Source organism: Pseudomonas sp. Irchel 3A18, from assembly GCF_900187465.1.
Taxonomy (GTDB): Bacteria; Pseudomonadota; Gammaproteobacteria; order Pseudomonadales; family Pseudomonadaceae; genus Aquipseudomonas; species Aquipseudomonas cichorii.
In genome coordinates, this window is sequence record NZ_FYDI01000003.1 from 527,505 (window position 1) to 547,463 (window position 19,959).

A 19,959-nucleotide genomic window follows, 5' to 3' on the forward strand; every position below is an offset into this window, starting at 1 on the left:
CCACAACCGAGGCGAGCGGGCTTTCGCCCGCTGCGCGGCATTATCGAATGGGCTTAGTTGGCGCCGACCTTGGTGGCATCGGTCTTGACGGCTTCGATACGGCTGATCAGTTCCTTGTAAGGCGCACCGTATTTGTCGCGCACAGGCTGCGTGGCATCGTAGAAAGCCTTCTTCTGCTCAGGCGTGAGGGTGATGAATTCCACGCCGCTGGCCTTGAGTTTCGCTTCGGCTTCGGACGACTTCTTGTCCCACAGCACGCGCTCTTCCATCTGGGCTTCGCGAGCCAGCTTCTTCACCAGCGCCTGCTGGTCGGGGCTGAGCTTTTCCCAGGTTGCCTTGGAGATCACCACCGGCTCGGGCAGGATCAGGTGCTCGGTCAGGGTGTAGAACTTGGCGTTCTGGTAGTGGTTGTGTTCCAGCAGGGTCGGCGGGTTGTTTTCCGCGCCGTCGATCACGCCGGTCTGCAAGGCACTGAAGATTTCGCCCGTGGCCATGGCGATGCCGTTGCCGCCCATGCCATTGATGGTGTCGATGAATACCGGATTGCCTTGTACCCGGATCTTCATGCCCTTGAGGTCGGATATCTGCCGTACCGGCTTCTTGGTGTACAGGTTGCGAGTACCGCCATCCATCCAGGCAAGGGCCACCAGGTTGAAGTTCGAGTGGGTGATCTTGTCGAGGATTTCCTGACCGATCTCACCGTCGATGATGGCGCGCATGTGTTCATGGTCACGGAACACAAACGGCAGGTTGAACACGTTCACGTCCGGTACCACCGGGCCCACGATACCCAGGCTGACCCGGGTCATCTGGATGGCATTGGCCTGGACCTGCTCGATCACTTCTTTCTCCGAGCCCAGCACACCGCCCGCGAACATCTTGAAGCTGATATCGCCGTTGCTTTGTTCCTGCAGTTTCTTGCCCATGTTCTGTTCGGCGACCACCGGCGGGTAACCGGTAGGGTGTACTTCGGCGAATTTGATCTTTATTTCCGCCAGGGCGGCGTTCGAGAAGCAAAAGGCCAACGGCAATACGGTGAGGAGGAGCTTGCGTTTGAAATCCATGGAGTTCTCCGATTTTGTTGTTTTTGGTCGGTGCTACGGGGATTTTCAGTGTCGACAGGTCAGCCCTGGAATATCGGCTCCTCAAGCCCGGTCACGCCGGGTCTGAAGGCAAACACGCCGCCAGCCAGAGGTTGGTCGCCGATATCGCCCCCCGGGCGAATGGACGTGATGTACAGGGTATCCAGCCCTGAACCACCAAAAGCGCACATGGTTGGTTTTTTCACCGGGACGGCCACGGAGCGGTCGAGCCTGCCCTTTGGCGTGAACCGATGGATCAACCCGGCATCGTTGCCGCAGATCCAGTAACAGCCATCGCTGTCTACTGCCGCGCCATCGGGACGGCCCGGATAGTCGTTCATGTCCACGAACAGACGGCGGTCATGAGGGGTGCCGCTGTCCGTGTCGTAATCGAACGCCCAGATTTTCTGCACGCTGGGGTGGGAGTCGGACAGGTACATCGTTTTGCCGTCAGGGCTGAACCCTAGACCATTGGGAACGATGTAGCCCTGTAATTGCGCATTCAGTTGCTGCTGTCCCGCGCTGTAGCGATACAAGGCCCCGGCAGGCACGCCTGCGGCCATGTCCAGGAGCATGGTGCCCGCCCAGAAACGCCCCTGACGGTCGCAGCGACCGTCATTGAAGCGCATGCCGGGTTGTCCATGCTCGACGCCCGCCAGCAGGGTGCCGGTCAGGTTTTCGCCTTCGCCGGGCAGCAGGTGAAACAGGCCGCTTTCCATCCCGGCGATCCAGCCGCCACTGCTGTGAGCAGCGATGCAGGCCAACATCTGCGGGGCTTTCCAGCTGTGGATACGGTTATCGGCAGCATTCCAGCGGTACAAACGCCCGGCAGGAATGTCGACCCAGTAAAGCGCTTGCTCGCGAACACTCCAGACAGGGCTTTCACCCGTGGCGTTGCGGGCATCGAAGATCAGTTCAGCATCCATGGCAATTCGGATCTCTATGAAGTCTTCCGATTGAAAGTACGACGGTTATTCGTCGCCGAAAGGCCCTGCTGCGACAAAGGCGCCACCTTGATAGATCCGGGCCGGATCGTCGGCGGCAGGCATCGGCTGGGCTTCGACCTTGGCGCGGAAAACTTCGGAGCTGTCCTTGGGGGAATACTCCAGATGGCTGGCCAGCCGGTTATCCCACCACACGGTCTTGTTGTCTGACATCCCGTACACCACGGTATGGCCGACATCCAGCGTATACAGGGCACGTTCCAGGAGTTGGGTCAGGTCGTCGTAGCTGAGCCAGGTGCTCATCATCCGACGGTTTTGAGGTTCACTGAACGAAGAGCCGATGCGGATACTCACAGTTTCTATACCGTAACGATCAAAGTAGAAACTGGCCATGTCTTCGCCATAGGACTTTGAAAGACCGTAGTAACCGTCCGGGCGACGAGGGGCATGGGCATCGATGACCTGGTCTTGCTTGTAGAAGCCGATGACATGGTTGGAGCTGGCGAAGATCACCCGTTTGACGCCGTGGCGGCGGGCGGCTTCGTAGATATGGAACACGCCGGCGATATTGGCGCCGAGGATTTCCTCGAAGGGACGTTCGACTGAAACACCGCCGAAATGCAGGATCGCATCGACGCCTTCCACCAGCTGATGTACGGCCTGTTTGTCGGAGAGATCACATCTCTGGACTTCTTCACTACTATCAACAGGAGGCTCGAGTTCCGCGATATCGGAGAGTCTGAGCGTTTTCGCATAAGGCTTCAGTGTCTTGCGCAACACCTTGCCCAGGCCTCCTGCCGCACCTGTGAGCAGGAGGCGGTTGAAGGGATTTTGAGTATGACGAGCTGTGGTCATGAGAGATTCCTTGCTTGTTATTGTTATATGTTGTCGTACAACATGGAGTATTTACAGCATAGCCCGCTTTGTCAACGCATCGGCAAAGGATAGCCAGACCGATGGAAGGAGCAATTCGATCAATTCATGTCAGCGCCACTGACACCCGCCACATCACCTACCTACAGGCCAGTGATGAACAGCTTCCAGCATTTCGATATCAACGTTGTCGGACGCGATTTCGCGGTTGGCGATATCCATGGACATTTCGCCCGATTGCTGGGGGTTCTGGATGAAATTGGCTTCGATAAAGTCATCGACCGCCTGTTCTGCACAGGCAACCTGATCGATCGCGGTCCACAAAGTCACTTGTCTGTCGAATGGCTGGACCAGCCCTGGTTCTTCTCCGTACAGGGCAGCACTGAAGCCCTGGCCATCGAGTATGTGGAAGGCCAGCGGCTGGACTATCAAAAGTATGTCGCCAATGGCGCGAGCTGGTTTCTGGAACTGTCCGATGAAAAACAACTGCACTTCGCAAAACGCTTCTTCCGGATGCCGCTGGCACTGGAAGTGGATACCGCCGAGGGCCTGATCGGCATCGTGCATGCCTGTTGTCCACTACCCACCTGGGATCTGATGAGCGCGGTAGCGCGCGAGGAGTTGCCAGGACTCTTGCAACTGCGCAAGTCATGCCTGTGGTCACATATGCGCTTGCGCTCGGGAGACACCAGCGGCATACCGGATCTGCGGGCACTGATCGTGGGCCATACGCTGGTGCGGCAACCAGAAGTTCTGGGCAATGTATTTCATATCGATACTGGCGGCTGGCAGGCTGACGGCAGCGGATATTTCACCATCCTGGAACTCGCTACGCTGTACATGCATGAAAGAAAATAAGCCACGCCACGCAATATTTCTCATGGGGGCGTAGTGCAAACAAGAGTTCATGTTTCAGGCATGAAACAGCACGACTGTTTTTATTGATTGAATAATAAAAATATCAACCACCCATCGCCTCAAAAGGCCCTGTATCCAACGGCCTGCCACACTGGCTTACAGCAGTAAACGGCCACCCGATTCCCAGGCCCTGAAAATGATCGACGATCCTGCAAAAGGACGCTCAAATCATATTCATGGTAGTTCGCTTGTCACTGAAGGTTTGACGCCTCCCACAACACTGAATGCCGCTGAAGCGATTTCAGAGGCGGTAGCCATCTTTGAAGAAAGTTCAGGATCACCGTTATCCGGCACACCGCAACACCATGATTCTCCACAAGTCGCCATTCTGCTGTGCACGTTCAATGGCCAGCGTTTTTTACCCCAACAGTTGGACTCCATAAAAAACCAGCGCTGGACGTCCTGGTTCATTGCGATATCGGACGATGGTTCCAGTGATGGAACCCTGGATATAGCGAATCATTATCAGGACTTGTGGGGAGCAGAGAAAATAAAAGTGTGGCGTGGGCCTGGCTGTGGGTTCGCTCACAATTTTCTGTCCTTTACCCACAATCGCACATTGCAGGCCGACTTCTATGCCTGGTGTGATCAGGACGATATCTGGGACGAAAACAAGTTGCAGGTGGCCGTCGACTGGCTGCAAAGCGTTCCCCATGACGAGCCGGCGATTTATCTGGGGCGCACCAGACTGATCAGCGAACAGGGCGAAGTGCTTGGCTGCTCACCGCTGTTTCAGCGACCGCCGTCCTTCGCCAATGCACTGGTGCAGAACATCGGCGGCGGCAACACCATGGTCTTCAACCACGCGACACGCTGCCTGCTCCAGGATGCCACTGAGCATCTGACGCTGTTGTCACTGGATATCGTGTCCCATGACTGGTGGGCCTATCTGCTGGTCACCGGCGTCGGCGGGCAGGTGCGCTACGACCCGACCCCTTACGTGCGTTATCGCCAGCACGACAGCAATCTGGTGGGCTCGAACGCGGGCTGGAAAGCACGGATCGTGCGCATCCGTCAGTTGTTCAAAGGACGCTTCAGGGACTGGAACACCACCCATATCGCCGCACTGGAAGCGGTCACCCTGTATCTGACCGACGATAGCCGCGACTTGCTGGAACAGCTCAAGAACCTGCGTTCTCCCTCGATTGCCGTACGCCTGGCAAGTTTCAGACATACCGATCTTTACCGACAGACAAGGCTGGGCAATCTGGGATTGCTGATAGCCGTCCTCATTAATGTGATGTGAATTGTCTCTTCGCGAATGAATTCGCTCCTACGGTGAAGGGATAGGAGCGAATTCATTCGCGAAAAGGGGCATCGGAGCAAAAATGCTCAACCCCCATCTGGTCCCCGCCGCAAGTCCTGTGGCGCTCGTTCGCAGCCTGTGGAATCACCGCCAGCTCATTCTCACGATGACCCGACGCGATGTTATCGGGCGTTACCGTGGTTCGGTCATGGGGATTGCCTGGTCGTTCTTTAATCCCGTGCTCATGTTGGCGGTCTACACCTTCGTGTTCTCCGAAATATTCCAGGCCCGCTGGGCAGGGCAGGAAACCGGCAAGGGAAACTTTGCCATTCTGCTGTTCGTGGGAATGATTGTTCATGGCTTGTTTGCCGAATGCGCGAACCGGTCCACTTCGCTGATTATTTCCAACAGCAACTACGTGAAGAAGGTCCTGTTCCCGCTGGAAATCCTGCCGATGGTGACATTGGGCTCAGCCGTCTTTCATACGCTGATCAGCCTGACCGTTCTGCTGCTGGCGCAATTCCTTCTCACTCATACGTTGTATGCGACTGCCATTACCTTTCCGCTGGTCCTGCTCCCGCTGTTGATCGCAACCCTCGGGTTCAGTTGGCTATTGGCTGCGCTGGGCGTGTACCTGCGCGATGTCGGGCAATTCATTGGCGTACTGACCACCGTGCTGCTGTTCCTGTCGCCCGTGCTTTATCCCGTGGCTGCCTTGCCGGAGGTTTATCAACCCTGGCTGAAGCTCAACCCGCTGACCTACATCATCGAAGAAAGCCGCAACGTCCTGCTGTTCGGGCTCTGGCCGCAATGGGACAGCCTGGCACTGGCGATGCTGATCGGCTTCGGGTTCGCGGCGCTGGGCTTCGGGTTCTTTCAAAAAACTCGCAAAGGGTTTGCCGATGTCCTCTGATGAAATCGCCATCAGCGTGCGCGATGTCTCCAAGTGCTTTTATTCCTACGACAAACCCGTGGACCGGCTGCTGCATTCGCTGGTCCCCAGAGTGCAGTCGATGCTGGGCCTGCCTGCCAGAACCTATGGCCGGGAGTTCTGGGCGCTGCGCAATATCGACTTTGAAGTCGCACGAGGCGAAACGGTCGCGGTGGTCGGGCGCAACGGTTCCGGAAAATCGACCCTGCTGCAGATCATCTGCGGCACCCTGCTACCCACGGGCGGCTCGGTCCAGACCCAGGGACGGGTCGCGGCGCTGCTGGAGCTGGGATCGGGTTTCAACCCCGAGTTCACGGGCCGGGAAAACGTCTATCTGAATGCCTCGGTGCTGGGCCTGGATCGCGAAGAAGTCGACCGGCGCTTCAGTGCCATTGCCGACTTTGCCGATATCGGCGAATTCATCGATCAGCCAGTCAAGACCTATTCCAGCGGCATGGCGGTGCGCCTGGCGTTTGCGGTCCAGGCTCAGGTCGATCCGCAAGTACTGATTGTCGATGAAGCCCTGTCGGTGGGCGATGCGAAGTTCCAGGCCAAGTGCTTCGAGCGGCTGCGGCAGTTGAAGCAGAACGGCACCAGCATTCTGTTGGTGACCCATGCCAGCGAACAGGTGGTGACTCACTGCAACCGGGCGATCCTGCTGGATCGGGGCCATGTGGAAATGATCGGCGCCTCGCGACCGGTCATCAATCGCTACATGGACCTGCTGTTCGGTCGCGACCGGCGCGTCGAGCCTGAGCTGCCGAAACAACAGGCTTCACTCCAGACACCCCGAAATGATCACGACCCCGTCCTGAGCTTCGAGCACGACGCCTACAGCTCGCGTGCCGGTTTCAACCCCCATGAATATCGCTGGGGCGATGGTGCCGCCAGCCTCCAGGACTTTCACCTGGCGGCCAATGGTCGCGAATTCCCCACCAGCATCGAGCCGGGTGACGAGGTGGTGCTGCACCTGGCCATCTGCTTCAACCGCACGATCAGCAACCCCGTATTGGGTTTCACGATAAAGACCAAGGAAGGCGTCACCGTCTACGGCACCAACTCTTACCTGCTGGGCTGTGCCTCCAGCCAGGACCTGTACAACGGCGGATCACGGCTCAAGGCCTGTATGAAATTCACCAACCGCCTGGCCAGTGGCGACTACTTCATCTCGATAGGTGTCGCCTCCCGCGAAGGGGAAGACATCGTTCCCCATGACCGCCGCTATGACTCCATTCACTTCGTTGTCGCCCCGACCAGCACATTGTTCGGCCTGGTCGATCTTGCCGTCACGATGGATTTCGACTAGGTAAACCACCCATGATCGATCTAGAACAACGCGGTTATCGCCAGGACAAAACCACCCGGGTATGGGCGCGCCCCGACTATCAGGGGCTTGCCTACAACGACGGTGACGAAAGCGAAGAGCGCCTGGCGCAGATCATCCGTGACGCCGTGGACTTGTCGGTGCTGTCCAGCGAACTGAGCAGGCATTGCACGGACTGGCCGTCGCTGTACCACCTGGGCCGGGCGCGTGGAAATATCCTGCGGCCCTTTAGCCACCTTCTGTCAGGACGAGTACTGGAAATCGGCGCAGGCTGTGGCGCCATCAGCCGTTATCTGGGGGAATGCGGCGCCAGCGTGCTGAGCCTGGAAGGCAGTGTGCGCCGGGCCACAATAGCTGCAAGCCGCACACGGGATCTGGACAACGTCACCGTAGTGGCCGAGCGCTTCGACCAGTTCAATCCGCTCCATCGTTTCGATGTCATCACCCTGATCGGCGTTCTCGAATACGCCAGCATGTTCAGCCAGCAACCCGATGCAGCCCTGAACATGCTCAAACGGGTCAAAGACCTGCTGGAACCCGATGGCGTGCTGCTGCTCGCCATTGAAAACCAATTGGGGCTCAAGTACTTCGCCGGCGCACCGGAAGATCATCTCAATCGCCCGATGTATGGCATCGAAGGTCGCTACAGCGACCATGATCCCGAAACGTTCGGCCGCAAGAGCCTGATGGCGCTTCTTGAAGAGGCGGGCTTCAGTCGCTCGCAATTCCTGTTTCCGATGCCTGATTACAAATTGCCCAACTCCATCGTCACCCAGCGCGGGTTTGAGCTGGGCAGCTTCGATGCCGCAGCACTGGCCTGGCAGAACGCCAGAAAAGACCCCCAGTTACCCAGCGCGCCCTTGTTCAACCTGGAGCGGGCCTGGCCGGTGATCGTCAGCAACGGCCTGGGCATGGAGCTGGCCAATTCCTTTCTGGTCGCCGCCTCATCCTCGACGTCCAACGTTGTGCCACCCGACATGCTTGCAGGCCATTACAACGTCAGCAGAAAACCCGGCTACTGCAAGCAAACGCTGTTTATCGAAACGGACGACGGCATCGAGGTGCGACATGAACCCTTGCGCGCAGAAACAGCCATCGACGAAGAGGGCGCTTACCGACATGTGCTTTCCCGTGTCGACCGATATCGACGCGGACAGGCGCTCAGCCAGCAATTCCTCAATATCGCCAGCGCACCCGACTGGACGCTCAAGGACTTCGGGGCGTTCATCTCGCGTTATCTGAAGGCACTCGAAACCCTGCTTGAAGAACGAGGCCATACAGCCACTCTGAACACTCTCGACGAACGCTTGCCCGGACTGTTTATCGATGCGGTGCCGCACAACATTCTGCTCGACGCTGAAAACCGCCCGGCCCTGATCGATATCGAATGGGATGTCCAGGAGGGCGTGCTGCTCGGGCATCTGCTGATTCGCGCCCTGTTGCTGCTGATCGCCAGCGCCATGCCGTTCTGCCCAGGCGTCATGCCACTGACCCGACGTCAGTTCATAATTCACAGTCTGCGCCATGCGGGTCTGGAAATGCCGTTGCCGGAGCTGGAAGCCTTCATCGAAAAAGAGGCAGAATTCCAGGCCTTTGTAACCGGCATCAGAGCCGACCACTTCCTGAACTGGGAGCCCGAGCAGATCATCAATCCACGGGCCGAGCCCGTGCAATCCAAGGTTCTGGCCAAGCTGTACTACAGCGATGAGGCTGGCAACTTTCGGGAAGATCATGCCCTGGACATCGAGGTCCTGCCCGGCCATCAACAGTTGCAGTTTTCCCTGAAAAACCTGAAAACACCGCCCAAGAGGCTCAGGCTTGATCCTGTGGACCGCCATATTTCCTTCTCTGTGGATAACTTGCGGATCCTCAAGGCGCAGACCGAAATCTGGTCCTGGGATGGCGATATTGCTTCGCTGCCTTCGGTGTCGGGCCTCATGGAAATCGAAAAGTCAGGCTTGTCCGTGCTGTTTGTCTGCCTGGACGATGATCCTTATCTGGAGCTGCCGGTAGACCTGTCGCAACTGACCGACCTGCGCGGCCTGGTGTTGAGACTGGATCTGGTGCTCTACACCGATGAAGTGATCGCCCGGCGCATCAACCAGAATCGTAACTGGGCCGTTCAGCAGGAGTCTTCGCTGCGAACAGCCTTCGAGCCTCTGCATGAGCAGATGCAGACCCTGGCCCTGCGCATCAATGAGCTGGAGAGCACCACTTACCTGATCCAGCAGAATGTCTCCGATGGCAAACAACACACTGTCCAGACCGTCGAGCGCCTGCTCAATGACCATGCGCACCTGACCAACGGCCGCGAGGCACTCATAGCGGATCTGGAAAGCGCACTGCTCAATCAGCAGATTGAAAAAGACACCCGCATCCATACCTTGAACCTGCGTATCCGCGCGCTGGAAGGTTCCTATAGCCGCAGGCTGGCAGCGCCGCTGCGCCACTCGGTCATTGCGGCCCGTCGCCTGACAAAGCTTTCCAGGCATCTGCCAGCACTGGTGCGTCGGGGCGGCGGTTTCAGGAAAACCGCCAATCGGGCCGCCCGCGTCTTGCAGGAGCATGGTCTGCTGGGATTGCTGGCGCGGATGCGCTGGTTCCTGAATGACACGAGCACAGGGCCTGAAAGGGTTGAGGTCGAGCCGACACCGGACCGCCATGACTATGCAGCCTGGATCAGGCAGTACGACACACTCGATGACGATGACCGCCAGGAAATCGCCCGGCACATCGACACCTGGAAAAGTCCGCCACTGATTTCGGTCATCATGCCGGTCTTCGACCCACCGCTGGACCTGCTGCGCGAAGCCCTCGACAGCATCAGAAACCAGCTGTATCCCCATTGGGAGCTGTGCATTGCCGACGATGCTTCCAGTAACCCGGCGGTGCAGGAGTTCCTGAAGCAGGCAGAACGGCAGAACCCCAGGATCAAGGTCATATTGCGCAGCACCAACGGGCATATTTCAGAGGCCAGCAATTCGGCTCTCGATATCGCCCGGGGGCAATACATCGCGCTGATGGACAACGATGATCTGCTGCCCGAGCACGCGCTGTATTGGGTGGCCCGCAAAATCATCGAGCACCCGGATGTCGGCATCCTTTATTCGGACGAAGACAAGATCGACCGAAAGGGACAACGCAGTGCGCCTTACTTCAAGTCTGACTGGAACGAATTCCTGTTCCGCTCGCAGAACATGATTTCCCACCTTGGCGTCTATCGGCGCGATCTGGTCGAGCAGGTGGGTCGCTTCCGGGTGAAGTTCGAGGGCTCGCAGGATTACGACCTGGCTTTGCGCTGCAGCGAAAAGCTTTCCCGAGAACAGATCATTCATATCAGCCGCGTGCTCTATCACTGGCGCATTCACGCCGGCAGCACCGCCATGGCGACCGATGAAAAACCCTATGCCGCCCTGGCTGGCGTAAAAGCCCTGGACGAACACCTGCAACGTACCGGGCGCGCTGGCTGGACCGAGTTGCTGCCCATCGGGATGTACCGCGTGCATTACCGGTTGCCGAAGCACAACCCTCTGGTCAGCCTGATCATTCCGACCCGCAACGCTGGCTCACTGGTCAAACAATGCATCGACAGCATCCAGAACCTGACCCACTACGGCCCGTATGAAATCATCGTGGTGGATAACGGCTCCGACGACAGCGAATCCCTGGCGTATTTCGAGCACCTCAGCGAACAGCCGAACATCATGGTGCTCAGGGATGACGGCCCTTTCAATTATTCCGCGCTGAACAATCAGGCCGTCAGGCTGGCACGCGGTGAACTGGTGGGTTTGATCAATAACGATATCGAAGTCATCAGCCCCGAATGGCTGGATGAAATGGTCGCCCTGGCCTTGCAGCCGGAGGTCGGAGCAGTGGGCGCGCGGTTATGGTTTCCCGATGACCGGCTGCAGCATGGCGGCGTCATTCTGGGCATTGGCGGTATAGCCAATCACTCGCATAAATTCCTGCCCCGAGGTGAACATGGTTATTTCGGGCGTGCCGTATTGATTCAGGAATTCTCGGCGGTGACGGCGGCCTGCCTGGTTATTCGCAAATCCATCTTCGAGCAGGTCAACGGCCTTGATGAGACGAACCTGAAGGTAGCCTTCAACGACGTCGATTTCTGCCTGCGGGTCAAAGAGGCCGGGTACATGAACCTGTGGACCCCTTTTGCCGAGCTGTACCATCACGAATCGGCAACCCGTGGCTTTGAAGACTCCCCGCAAAAGCAGGCGCGTTTCAGCCAGGAAGTGGCTTACATGCACACACGCTGGCCGGAGATAGAAACCGATCCTGCCTACAACCCGAACCTGACACTGGAGCAACTGGACTTCAGCCTGGCCTGGCCTCCACGCCAGGAAGAGTGATCAGTACAAATCCCGGACGAATGCTGTACAGGAACAGCGACAGAAAAAACCAGCCGAGCATGACCGGGTCGAGCAGGTCACCGTTCTGACGAAACGTCTGCGCCGTCATCTTGAAGAGGTACCTGGCCGATGGAGATTCCCAGCACACAGGCCAGCGCCGCGAGATAGATCGCCATGCTAGAGCTCCCGGGCGAGGTCGCAATACCGGTGCGCAGGGAAAGCCCCCAATGAAAGATCCCGAAGACAGTACCGAATATCAGCAGAAGCAAACCGAGGGGAAGTTTAAAGGACGCCAGTGACATATCCCGCAAGTAGTAGTTGTAGAACAGGCGCTTGAACATATTGCACAGGTGTTTGCCAATGAACTCGCCCAGAATCGCGAGACCTTGAGGTTACTGACTTCATCACCATATCGGGCACTCATTGGAATATCCACCACCACGGCGCGCAGAGTGCCAAGACGAAACAGGATGTCGGTTTTGACGAAGTAACGCGGGCTGATCTTGTTCATCGGAAAGTGCCGGGCAACATCACTGTGAATAGCGGTATACCCGTTGGTCTGATCGAAAAATTCCCAATATCCCGATGAAAGTTTATTCATCAGGGACAGTGTGGTGTTACCAAAAATACGCAGGCCGGGCAGGCGGGATATTTCTTCCAGATTGAAGAAGCGATTGCCCTTGGTATAGTCCGCCTCGCCACTCTGTATCGGCGCGATGAAGCCGGGAATCAACGCCGGATCCATATGCCCGTCGCCGTCCACCTTGACCGTGCCTCCGACGCCCAGATTGACGGGGTTGAATATCACCCTGACCCGCCGATCCGTACAGTGCTGTTCGACTTCATGGCCGGAGCTCTGGGGGCAACAATCATCCACTGCATAAATCCGGCTGACGCTTTCACCCACTCCGGCGATAACATCCAGTATGTGGTCTTTTACCTTGAAGCTTGGGATAACGACAGCAGTCCTGAGCACAGGAGTAATGAGATCGTGAGTCGTCATGAAGTTTGCCTGAGCGTCGCAGAAGGGTTATCGGACACGGCTGATGCGCTACAGTAAAGTTCAGCAGCCCGAAGAATTCCATCTCAATGACTGCGCCATGAAAGTTGCAGGGTTAATTAACAGTTTCATGAAATACTGTTAACTTTACTGACAGTAACGAACGTGTTACTGACGCATGCTTTTATCTACTTCTCGGTATTTAACTTCCCACTGGTACAGCTGATCACACCCATGAATACACCCGCTGAAATCGACATTTCAGGACTCAGGTGTTACGACAAGATCGTCGATGATGTGACCTATAGCGTTCCACGCGGTATCACTCGTGAAACACGAGGTCGGGTCTGGATCGTTCGCGTCCTGAAAAATAAAAAGATACTGGTCTCGGCACGCTTCACCGATTTGCGGTTTGGCGGAACACGGCGTGCCCTGGATGCTGCAATCATTCACCTGATCCACAGTGGCTATGCCTGGATGCGGGACGACGTCCTGCAACTGAGCGAAAGTGCCACGGCGCATTGGCGCAAGCGAAGTGGGGCCGGCCTGTGTGCCGTCGCCTATGTTCCGAAAAAGGGGCCGGGCCGTGGCGAAACCTTTTTCCTGTCCACTTACAAGCGGGTTGCCAGTGGCCGGGGCATGGGGAAACTTCGCTCCAAGCTGGTCGAAGTGCTGGAAAATGCCTATGAAGTGGAAGAGGGCGTTGCCGTCATACCTTATTCCGCTCAGAAAAAGATTCGTCAGGAAGTCGATCAGTTATTCGAGAGCGAGAAATTCCAGGCCTTTCTCGAAGCCGGAAGACGCAAGGCCGACCAGATAGCCGTCAACCAGTACGTTGAAACCATCAACCGGCTCAACTGAAAAGCCCCGGGACCCGTAAGTCCCGGGCTCTGCCTGTCAGACCCGGAAGCGGCTGACCATCGTCTGCAACTGAACGCCCAGACGCGCCAGCTCGACACTGGAAGCGGCGGTTTCCTCACTGGCGGAAGCCGTCTGCTCGGACACATCGCGCACATTGATGATGCTGCGGGTGATTTCCTCGGCCACGGCATTCTGCTGTTCGGCGGCCGCCGCAATCTGCTGGTTCATGGCCTGGATCGTGGAGACGGTCTGGGTAATGCTACCCAATGATGCACCCGCCTTGCGGCTGAGCGTGACGCTGTTGGCCGTCAGCTCGCGGCTGTTGAGCATGATGCTAGATACCTGCCGAGTACCGTTCTGCAGGCCGGCCACCAGGCTCTCGATTTCCTCGGTGGACTGCTGGGTACGTTGTGCAAGACCGCGTACTTCATCAGCCACTACCGCAAACCCACGGCCTGCTTCACCGGCCCGCGCCGCCTCGATGGCCGCGTTGAGGGCCAGCAGGTTGGTCTGTTCGGCCACAGCCTTGATCACGTCCATGACCTTGCCGATCTTGTTGCTTTCCTGCTCCAGCTCGCTCATCGCTTCAGCCGAGCGTCCCACTTCCAAAGCCAGGCGTTCGATCTGAGCAATCGCTTCACCCACGACCCGGTCACCGTCGCGGGCTTCGCGGTCGGCACTGGATGCAGCCTGGGAAGCCTGTTCGGCGTTTTGCGCCACTTCCTGAACGGTGGCCGACATTTCATTCATGGCCGTGGCCACCTGATCGGTTTCGACCTTCTGATTGTTGACCCCGGCACTGGTCTGCTCGGTCACTGCCGACAACTGCTCGGCAGCACTGGCAATCTGAGTCACGCCATCACGGATCCCGACAATCAGGTCGCGCAGGGTTGCGCTCATGCGTTGTACGCCCTGTTGCAGAACACCCAGCTCATCGCGGCGCGTCACGGCAATGTTGCGTGACAGATCGCCCGACGCGATACGCTCCACTTCAACCAGCGTGTCCTGCAAGGGACTGGTGATCTGGCGGGTGATAATCAGCGCCGCCAGAATGCCCAGAACCAGAGCCAGCACGGTGCCGCCGATCTGCATGTTGCGGGCATGGGCGCTGTCTTCAGCACCACGAACAGCCTGGAGTTGATACAGCGCTTCGCTGACCTTGGCCATCTCCACACCTTGTGCGGTGTTTTCCTTGCGAGCCGTTCCGATCGCCGTATTCGCCGCCTTGAAGTTATCCACAGCCTGGCGATAGCTGACAATTGAGCTTTCCAGTTGCTTGAATTCGTCACCATAGCTGCCATTGAAAGCAGCCCTGAGAGGCTCCATGCCTTGCAGGGCCGTCTCGAGCTGGCGGTAGGCGTTCTTTTCCGTGGTTTCGTTGGGGTTGCCGGTGTAGCCACGCACTTCATAGCGAATCAGGGCCAGGTTTTCCTTGGCTTTCATAATCGCTTGATAGCGCCCGAAACGTCGCTCGTCATCCGGCGACATGGCGAGCACGTCGTCGATGATCCTGCCGATGATTTCTGCACCTTTGACGGCGTGGACACCCATGGTTTTACGTAACGCAGCATCGGAGCGGTAAGCCTCACGCATCCGGTCATACGACTGCTGGTAGTCGGCGGTAAGTTTGCCCATCTCCTGGAGCTTTTCCTGATTACCCGGATAGGTAAAAAGCCCCAGCAGTGTGTTGTGCTTTTCCTTGAGATGGTTGAGAAGGCCCTGAGCGACATCACCCATCTTTTCATCGCCGTTCTCGGTCACGTATTGCAAACGCCTCAGGCGTAGCTCACTCATGTCGGCGTTGAGGCCCATGATGTCGGCAACACGATCGCTACGCTCGATCAGGCTACCCAGGCCACTCCAGCCCGTCAGAGCCATGAGGCACGTCAAGACGAGCACCGCACCAAAGCCCAATGCCAGTTTCAATTTCACACTGATATTCGCAAACCATGTATTCATGACATTCCTTCGATTTCCTGAACGCTCGCACGGGCGCTTTGAACCGCGACCTGTTGTCCAGTGAGTGGGCGGATCGAACCAGCAAATTGATACAGATGATTACATGAATAACAGAAAGGATGGCTACAGGCCATTTATAAGTGCGCAAATTTTCATTCACACAGGCGGGCGCAAAAGCTTGAGATAGAGAGGCTGGCGCCAGAAAGAACTGAGCCCGGCAAAGGCCGGGCTCAAGAGTGAGGCGGGATGTATCAGACGCGGAAGTGGCTGACCATCATCTGCAACTGGCCACCCAGACGGGCCAGCTCGACGCTGGAAGCAGCGGTTTCTTCACTGGCCGAAGCGGTCTGCTCGGAAACGTCACGCACGTTGATGATGCTGCGGCTGATTTCCTCGGCCACAGCGCTTTGCTCTTCGGCAGCAGCGGCGATCTGCTGGTTCATGGCCTGAATGTTGGAGACAGTCTGGGTGATATTGCCCAGCGATGCGCCCGCCTTGCGGCTGAGGGTAACGCTGTTGGCTGTCAGCTCGCGGCTGCTGAGCATGATGTTCGACACCTGACGGGTGCCGTTCTGCAGACCGGCCACCAGCGTCTCGATTTCCTCGGTGGATTGCTGGGTACGTTGCGCCAGGCCACGCACCTCGTCGGCCACCACCGCAAAACCACGACCGGCTTCACCCGCACGTGCCGCCTCAATGGCCGCGTTGAGGGCCAGCAGGTTAGTCTGCTCGGCCACGGCCTTGATCACGTCCATGACCTTGCCGATCTTGTCGCTTTCCTGCTCCAGCTCGCTCATGGCATCAGCCGAACGACCCACTTCAGTGGCCAGACGCTCGATCTGCGCAATGGCCTCGCCTACCACCTTGTCGCCGTCGCGAGCTTCGCGGTCGGCATTGGAAGCCGCTTGCGAAGCCTGTTCGGCGTTGCGGGCAACTTCCTGAACAGTGGCCGACATTTCATGCATGGCAGTAGCCACCTGATCGGTCTCCACTTTCTGGCTGTTGACCCCGGCGCTGGTCTGTTCGGTCACAGCCGACAGCTCTTCGGCAGCGCTGGCAATTTGGGCCACACCGTCGCGAATCCCGGTAATCAGTGTGCGCAGAGTCGTACCCATGCGCTGGATGCCTTGTTGCAGCACGCCCAGCTCGTCTTGGCGGGTCACCACGATGGTCTGCGACAGATCGCCCGAAGCGATGCGGTCTACAACGGCCATGGTTTCCTGCAGAGGACGGGTGATCTGACGGGTAATAAGCACCGCAGCCAGAATGCCCAGCAACAGCGCCAGCACCGTGCAGCCAATCTGCATGTTGCGAGCCTGTTCACTCTCCATATCACGACGATCCAGCTGAATCTGATACATGTCTTCGCTGATCTTGACGATGTCCTGGCCTTGTACGGTCATTTCCTTACGGGCTTGAGCGATATCGACATTGGCCGTCTTGAAGCCCTGAAGCGCGGTGCGATAGTTGCCCAGTGCCGTTTCCAGCTGCTTCAGAATATCGCCGTGTGTGTCGCTGAAAGTGGCTTTGAGCGCATTCAGGCCCTTGATGGCGTCGTCCAGCTGGGCGACGGCTTTCTGTTCGTTTTCAGGTGTGATGTCGGCGGCATAGCCACGGACTTCGTACCGCACCTGCATCATGTCTTCCTTGGTCGTGACGACGCTTTCATACTGGCTGAAACGGGTTTCATCAGCAGGATCCAGATTTTTGACATCCGCCAGGATCTGCTCGATCAGGGCCGCGCCCTTGACCGCATGCACGCCCATTTCCGTACGCATGGCGATGCTGGTCCTGTAACCATTGCGCATGTTGTTCAGGGATTTCTGATAATCGCTGATCACGGCACCCAGCTTTTCGAGCAGCCTGACGTTTTCAGGGCTCTTGAAGCTCTTGAGCAGTTTTTCCTGATAGTTCTTGAAACCATCCAGGGAAACCTGAACGGTTTCGGCGACCTTTTCGTCACCGTTAGCCACCATGTATTGCAGGCGCGTCACACGCAGCTTGGTCAGCTGGGAATTGAGCGAAGTGATGTCGCTCATCCAGTTGCTGCGCGCGATCAGCCCGCTGAGGCTGGTCCAGCCCGTCAAGGCAAGAATGGCAGTAAAAACAAGTACCAGACCGAACCCGAGGGCCAGTTTCATATTTACGCTGATGTTGGCAAACCAGCTATTCATCGACTTTCTCCGGGATCGTCATGTTTTAAATTATGGCCGCTGGTAGGTTGTTCTTTTAGGCCGCAGCAAGGGAAATACGTAATGACACTATCGGCAGATCACAGCCCGGCTGAAATAAAAAGTCGATAAAAGTTGAAAAATATTCGCCAGGCTTTCACGAAGCTTTCATTCGCTCAAGACCACGGTTATAAAGGCATCCAGAGTATGGCGCTCGTCATACCCTGTCATAAAAAAGACGTCAAAAATCTGCGTATAATGGATCCAAAAAGTCCACCATTAGCACGTGCATATATAGTACTTTAGGCATAGCGATATAGAACGCCTCTATAAAAATAAACGACCCGAACATCCAACCTATTGTTTCTGCCGAGATTTATAGTAATGAGCTTGAAGTTCCGTCATAAAATTCTGTTAGCAGCATCGGGTGTCGTGGTATTGGCATTCGCATTGTTCACGCTTTATAACGATTACCTGCAACGCACGACTATTCGTCAGAATCTCGAGACGTCGGTAGGACAGGCCGGGGAATTGACCGCCAGCAGTGTTCAGAACTGGCTGAGCGGACGCATTCTTGTTCTGGAAAACCTCGCTCAGGACGTTGCCTTCCAGGGTGTAGGGACAGACCTGAGTGGTCTGGTGTCCCAGTCCTCGCTGGTCTCCACTTTCCAGTTCACGTACGTCGGTGACAGCAAGGGCGCGTTTACCCAGCGTCCAAATGTCGAAATGCCGGCCGGCTACGACCCACGTCAACGGCCCTGGTACAAATCCACCATCGACGCTGGCAAAAGCATCCTGAGCGCGCCGTACCTCGCTTCGGTAGGCGGCCTGGTGGTGACTATCGCCAGTCCGATCAAGTCAGGCGGTCAGGTTTCCGGCGTGGCCGGTGGCGACTTGAGCCTCGATACACTGGTCAAGATCATCAACTCCGTTGAGTTCGGCGGTATCGGCTACGCCTTCCTGGTGAGCGGCGACGGTCAGGTCATCGTCAGCCCGGACAAGGATCAGGTCCTCAAGAACCTCAAGGACATTTATCCAGGCCAGACCCTGACCCTGGACAAGCGCCTGCGTGAAGTGACCCTCAATGGGCAAGAGCGCATCCTGTCCTTCACCCCGATCACCGGCCTGCCGTCGGCCGACTGGTATATCGGCTTGAGCATCGACAGAAACAAGGCCTATGCCCCCCTGAGCCAGTTCCGCAGTTCTGCGCTGGTCGCCGTGCTGATTGCCGTGGCCGTGATTGCCTTGCTGCTGAGCCTGCTGATCAGTGCGTTGATGCGTCCACTGACCGACATGGGTCGTGCAATGGAAGATATCGCCCAGGGTGAAGGCGACCTGACCCGTCGCCTGAACATTCAGGGCCAGGATGAATTCGCCCAGCTTGGCGGCGCCTTCAACCAGTTTGTCGAGCGCGTCCATGCCTCGATTGCCGAAGTGTCGTCGGCAACGGTTCAGGTGCACGACCTGTCGCGACGTGTGGTGGAATCCTCCAACGCCTCGATCACAGGCTTCGACGAACAAAGCGCCCGTACCAACAGCGTTGCCGCCGCGATCAACGAACTGGGTGCTGCCACCCAGGAAATTGCCCGTAACGCCTCCGACGCCTCTATCCAGGCCAGCGAAGCCCGTGAGCAGGCCGAAGACGGCCGCATCGTGGTAGAAAAGACCATAAGCTCCATGAGCGAGCTGTCGAGCAAGATCAGCGACTCCTGCTCCAGGATCGAAACCCTCAATGCAAGCACCGACAACATCGGGCACATTCTGGACGTCATCAAAGGCATCTCGCAGCAGACCAACCTGCTGGCGCTCAACGCAGCCATCGAGGCAGCACGTGCCGGCGATGCGGGCCGCGGCTTTGCCGTGGTAGCCGATGAGGTGCGCAACCTGGCGCATCGCACCCAGGTGTCTGCCGATGAAATCCACAAAATGATCGGCGAGCTGCAAAGCGGTTCGCAGCAGGCGGTCGTGAACATGAACGAGAGCCAGACCTCCAGCCAGGACAGCGTGGAAGTGGCGAATCAGGCAGGCAACCGTCTGCGCGACGTTACCCGGCGCATTGGCGAAATCGACGGCATGAACCAGTCAGTCGCTGCGGCCACTGAAGAGCAGACCGCCGTGGTGGAAACCTTGAACGTAGATATCAACCAGATCAACAGCCTCAATCAACAGGGCGTTGCCAACCTCAATGAAACCCTCAAGGACTGTGCGGCGCTGTCGCAACAGGCAGGACGTTTGAAGCAACTGGTGGACAGCTTCAAGATCTGATGAAGCCAGCCACGTCAG

General features: G+C 57.3%; 13 protein-coding genes and 3 pseudogenes. 7 read left to right on the forward strand and 9 right to left on the reverse strand.

Annotated features, from left to right (window positions below; translation table 11 throughout):
* Window positions 1-53: 53 nt before the first annotated feature.
* The 3 genes from CKW23_RS08130 to CKW23_RS08140 are packed head-to-tail and all read right to left on the reverse strand — an operon-like array spanning window position 54 to window position 2,881.
* Complete coding sequence (locus CKW23_RS08130) at window positions 54-1,064, reverse strand: TRAP transporter substrate-binding protein (protein ID WP_025257897.1); 1,011 nt, start codon at window positions 1,062-1,064, stop codon at window positions 54-56.
* Between the two features lie 59 nt (window positions 1,065-1,123).
* The gene (locus CKW23_RS08135; protein WP_095067372.1) at window positions 1,124-2,008 is read right to left on the reverse strand and encodes an SMP-30/gluconolactonase/LRE family protein; all 885 of its coding nucleotides are present in this window, start codon (window positions 2,006-2,008) and stop codon (window positions 1,124-1,126) included.
* Window positions 2,009-2,053: 45 nt separating this feature from the next.
* Window positions 2,054-2,881: an NAD(P)-dependent oxidoreductase gene (locus tag CKW23_RS08140; RefSeq protein ID WP_025257895.1), complete on the reverse strand. Its 828-nt coding sequence runs from the start codon at window positions 2,879-2,881 to the stop codon at window positions 2,054-2,056.
* 174 nt (window positions 2,882-3,055) lie between these two features.
* Between CKW23_RS08140 and CKW23_RS08145 the strand changes: the two genes are divergently transcribed.
* The 5 genes from CKW23_RS08145 to CKW23_RS08165 all read left to right on the forward strand — a co-directional run bounded on the left by CKW23_RS08145 (window position 3,056) and on the right by CKW23_RS08165 (window position 11,685).
* On the forward strand, window positions 3,056-3,757 hold the full coding sequence (locus tag CKW23_RS08145) for a metallophosphoesterase (RefSeq protein ID WP_025257894.1): 702 nt from the start codon (window positions 3,056-3,058) through the stop codon (window positions 3,755-3,757).
* A gap of 262 nt (window positions 3,758-4,019) precedes the next feature.
* Window positions 4,020-5,063 (forward strand): glycosyltransferase, encoded by a 1,044-nt coding sequence (locus CKW23_RS08150; protein ID WP_236249428.1) that lies wholly within the window; start codon window positions 4,020-4,022, stop codon window positions 5,061-5,063.
* 82 nt (window positions 5,064-5,145) lie between these two features.
* Window positions 5,146-5,976: an ABC transporter permease gene (locus tag CKW23_RS08155; protein ID WP_038399720.1), complete on the forward strand. Its 831-nt coding sequence runs from the start codon at window positions 5,146-5,148 to the stop codon at window positions 5,974-5,976.
* Window positions 5,966-7,300 (forward strand): ABC transporter ATP-binding protein, encoded by a 1,335-nt coding sequence (locus CKW23_RS08160; protein WP_095067373.1) that lies wholly within the window; start codon window positions 5,966-5,968, stop codon window positions 7,298-7,300. Before CKW23_RS08155 ends, CKW23_RS08160 begins: the two co-directional genes overlap by 11 nt.
* An 11-nt stretch (window positions 7,301-7,311) precedes the next feature.
* A complete protein-coding gene (locus tag CKW23_RS08165) occupies window positions 7,312-11,685 on the forward strand; it encodes a glycosyltransferase (protein WP_095067374.1) in 4,374 nt (1,457 codons plus the stop codon).
* On the opposite strand, the gene CKW23_RS26570 is transcribed toward CKW23_RS08165, so the two are convergent.
* Both CKW23_RS26570 and CKW23_RS08170 read right to left on the reverse strand, forming a co-directional pair.
* A complete protein-coding gene (locus CKW23_RS26570; RefSeq protein ID WP_162883715.1) occupies window positions 11,651-11,794 on the reverse strand; it encodes a hypothetical protein in 144 nt (47 codons plus the stop codon). The genes CKW23_RS08165 and CKW23_RS26570 overlap by 35 nt on opposite strands.
* Window positions 11,763-12,688, reverse strand: a pseudogene (locus CKW23_RS08170) (glycosyltransferase family 2 protein). The gene CKW23_RS26570 and the pseudogene CKW23_RS08170 overlap by 32 nt, the downstream one beginning before the upstream one ends.
* A 231-nt stretch (window positions 12,689-12,919) precedes the next feature.
* On the opposite strand from CKW23_RS08170, the gene CKW23_RS08175 reads away from it, so the two are divergent.
* On the forward strand, window positions 12,920-13,546 hold the full coding sequence (locus tag CKW23_RS08175) for a hypothetical protein (protein ID WP_025257887.1): 627 nt from the start codon (window positions 12,920-12,922) through the stop codon (window positions 13,544-13,546).
* 36 nt (window positions 13,547-13,582) lie between these two features.
* Here the strand turns inward: CKW23_RS08175 and CKW23_RS27210 are convergent, their stop codons facing one another.
* From CKW23_RS27210 to CKW23_RS27225, 4 genes and pseudogenes are all read right to left on the reverse strand, one after another.
* Window positions 13,583-14,446, reverse strand: coding sequence for a methyl-accepting chemotaxis protein (locus CKW23_RS27210; protein WP_371856558.1), 864 nt, complete (start codon window positions 14,444-14,446; stop codon window positions 13,583-13,585).
* Window positions 14,447-14,485: 39 nt separating this feature from the next.
* A pseudogene (locus tag CKW23_RS27215) lies at window positions 14,486-15,505 on the reverse strand (methyl-accepting chemotaxis protein); the annotation flags it as partial.
* Window positions 15,506-15,756: 251 nt separating this feature from the next.
* Window positions 15,757-16,620: a methyl-accepting chemotaxis protein gene (locus tag CKW23_RS27220; protein WP_371856559.1), complete on the reverse strand. Its 864-nt coding sequence runs from the start codon at window positions 16,618-16,620 to the stop codon at window positions 15,757-15,759.
* Between the two features lie 42 nt (window positions 16,621-16,662).
* A pseudogene (locus CKW23_RS27225) lies at window positions 16,663-17,544 on the reverse strand (methyl-accepting chemotaxis protein); the annotation flags it as partial.
* A gap of 516 nt (window positions 17,545-18,060) precedes the next feature.
* Between CKW23_RS27225 and CKW23_RS08190 the strand changes: the two are divergent.
* A complete protein-coding gene (locus tag CKW23_RS08190) occupies window positions 18,061-19,941 on the forward strand; it encodes a methyl-accepting chemotaxis protein (protein ID WP_025257884.1) in 1,881 nt (626 codons plus the stop codon).
* Window positions 19,942-19,959 lie beyond the last annotated feature (18 nt).

Bases quoted from the DNA above. Each gene is read 5' to 3' on its own strand.
- CKW23_RS08140 (WP_025257895.1), bottom strand. From the start codon at position 2,881: ATGACCACAGCTCGTCATACTCAAAATCCCTTCAACCGCCTCCTGCTC.
- CKW23_RS08175 (WP_025257887.1), top strand. From the start codon at position 12,920: ATGAATACACCCGCTGAAATCGACATTTCAGGACTCAGGTGTTACGAC.
- CKW23_RS08155 (WP_038399720.1), top strand. From the start codon at position 5,146: ATGCTCAACCCCCATCTGGTCCCCGCCGCAAGTCCTGTGGCGCTCGTT.
- CKW23_RS08145 (WP_025257894.1), top strand. From the start codon at position 3,056: ATGAACAGCTTCCAGCATTTCGATATCAACGTTGTCGGACGCGATTTC.
- CKW23_RS08165 (WP_095067374.1), top strand. From the start codon at position 7,312: ATGATCGATCTAGAACAACGCGGTTATCGCCAGGACAAAACCACCCGG.
- CKW23_RS08160 (WP_095067373.1), top strand. From the start codon at position 5,966: ATGTCCTCTGATGAAATCGCCATCAGCGTGCGCGATGTCTCCAAGTGC.
- CKW23_RS08130 (WP_025257897.1), bottom strand. From the start codon at position 1,064: ATGGATTTCAAACGCAAGCTCCTCCTCACCGTATTGCCGTTGGCCTTT.
- CKW23_RS08135 (WP_095067372.1), bottom strand. From the start codon at position 2,008: ATGGATGCTGAACTGATCTTCGATGCCCGCAACGCCACGGGTGAAAGC.
- CKW23_RS08190 (WP_025257884.1), top strand. From the start codon at position 18,061: ATGAGCTTGAAGTTCCGTCATAAAATTCTGTTAGCAGCATCGGGTGTC.
- CKW23_RS26570 (WP_162883715.1), bottom strand. From the start codon at position 11,794: ATGACGGCGCAGACGTTTCGTCAGAACGGTGACCTGCTCGACCCGGTC.
- CKW23_RS27220 (WP_371856559.1), bottom strand. From the start codon at position 16,620: ATGGGTACGACTCTGCGCACACTGATTACCGGGATTCGCGACGGTGTG.
- CKW23_RS27210 (WP_371856558.1), bottom strand. From the start codon at position 14,446: ATGAGCGCAACCCTGCGCGACCTGATTGTCGGGATCCGTGATGGCGTG.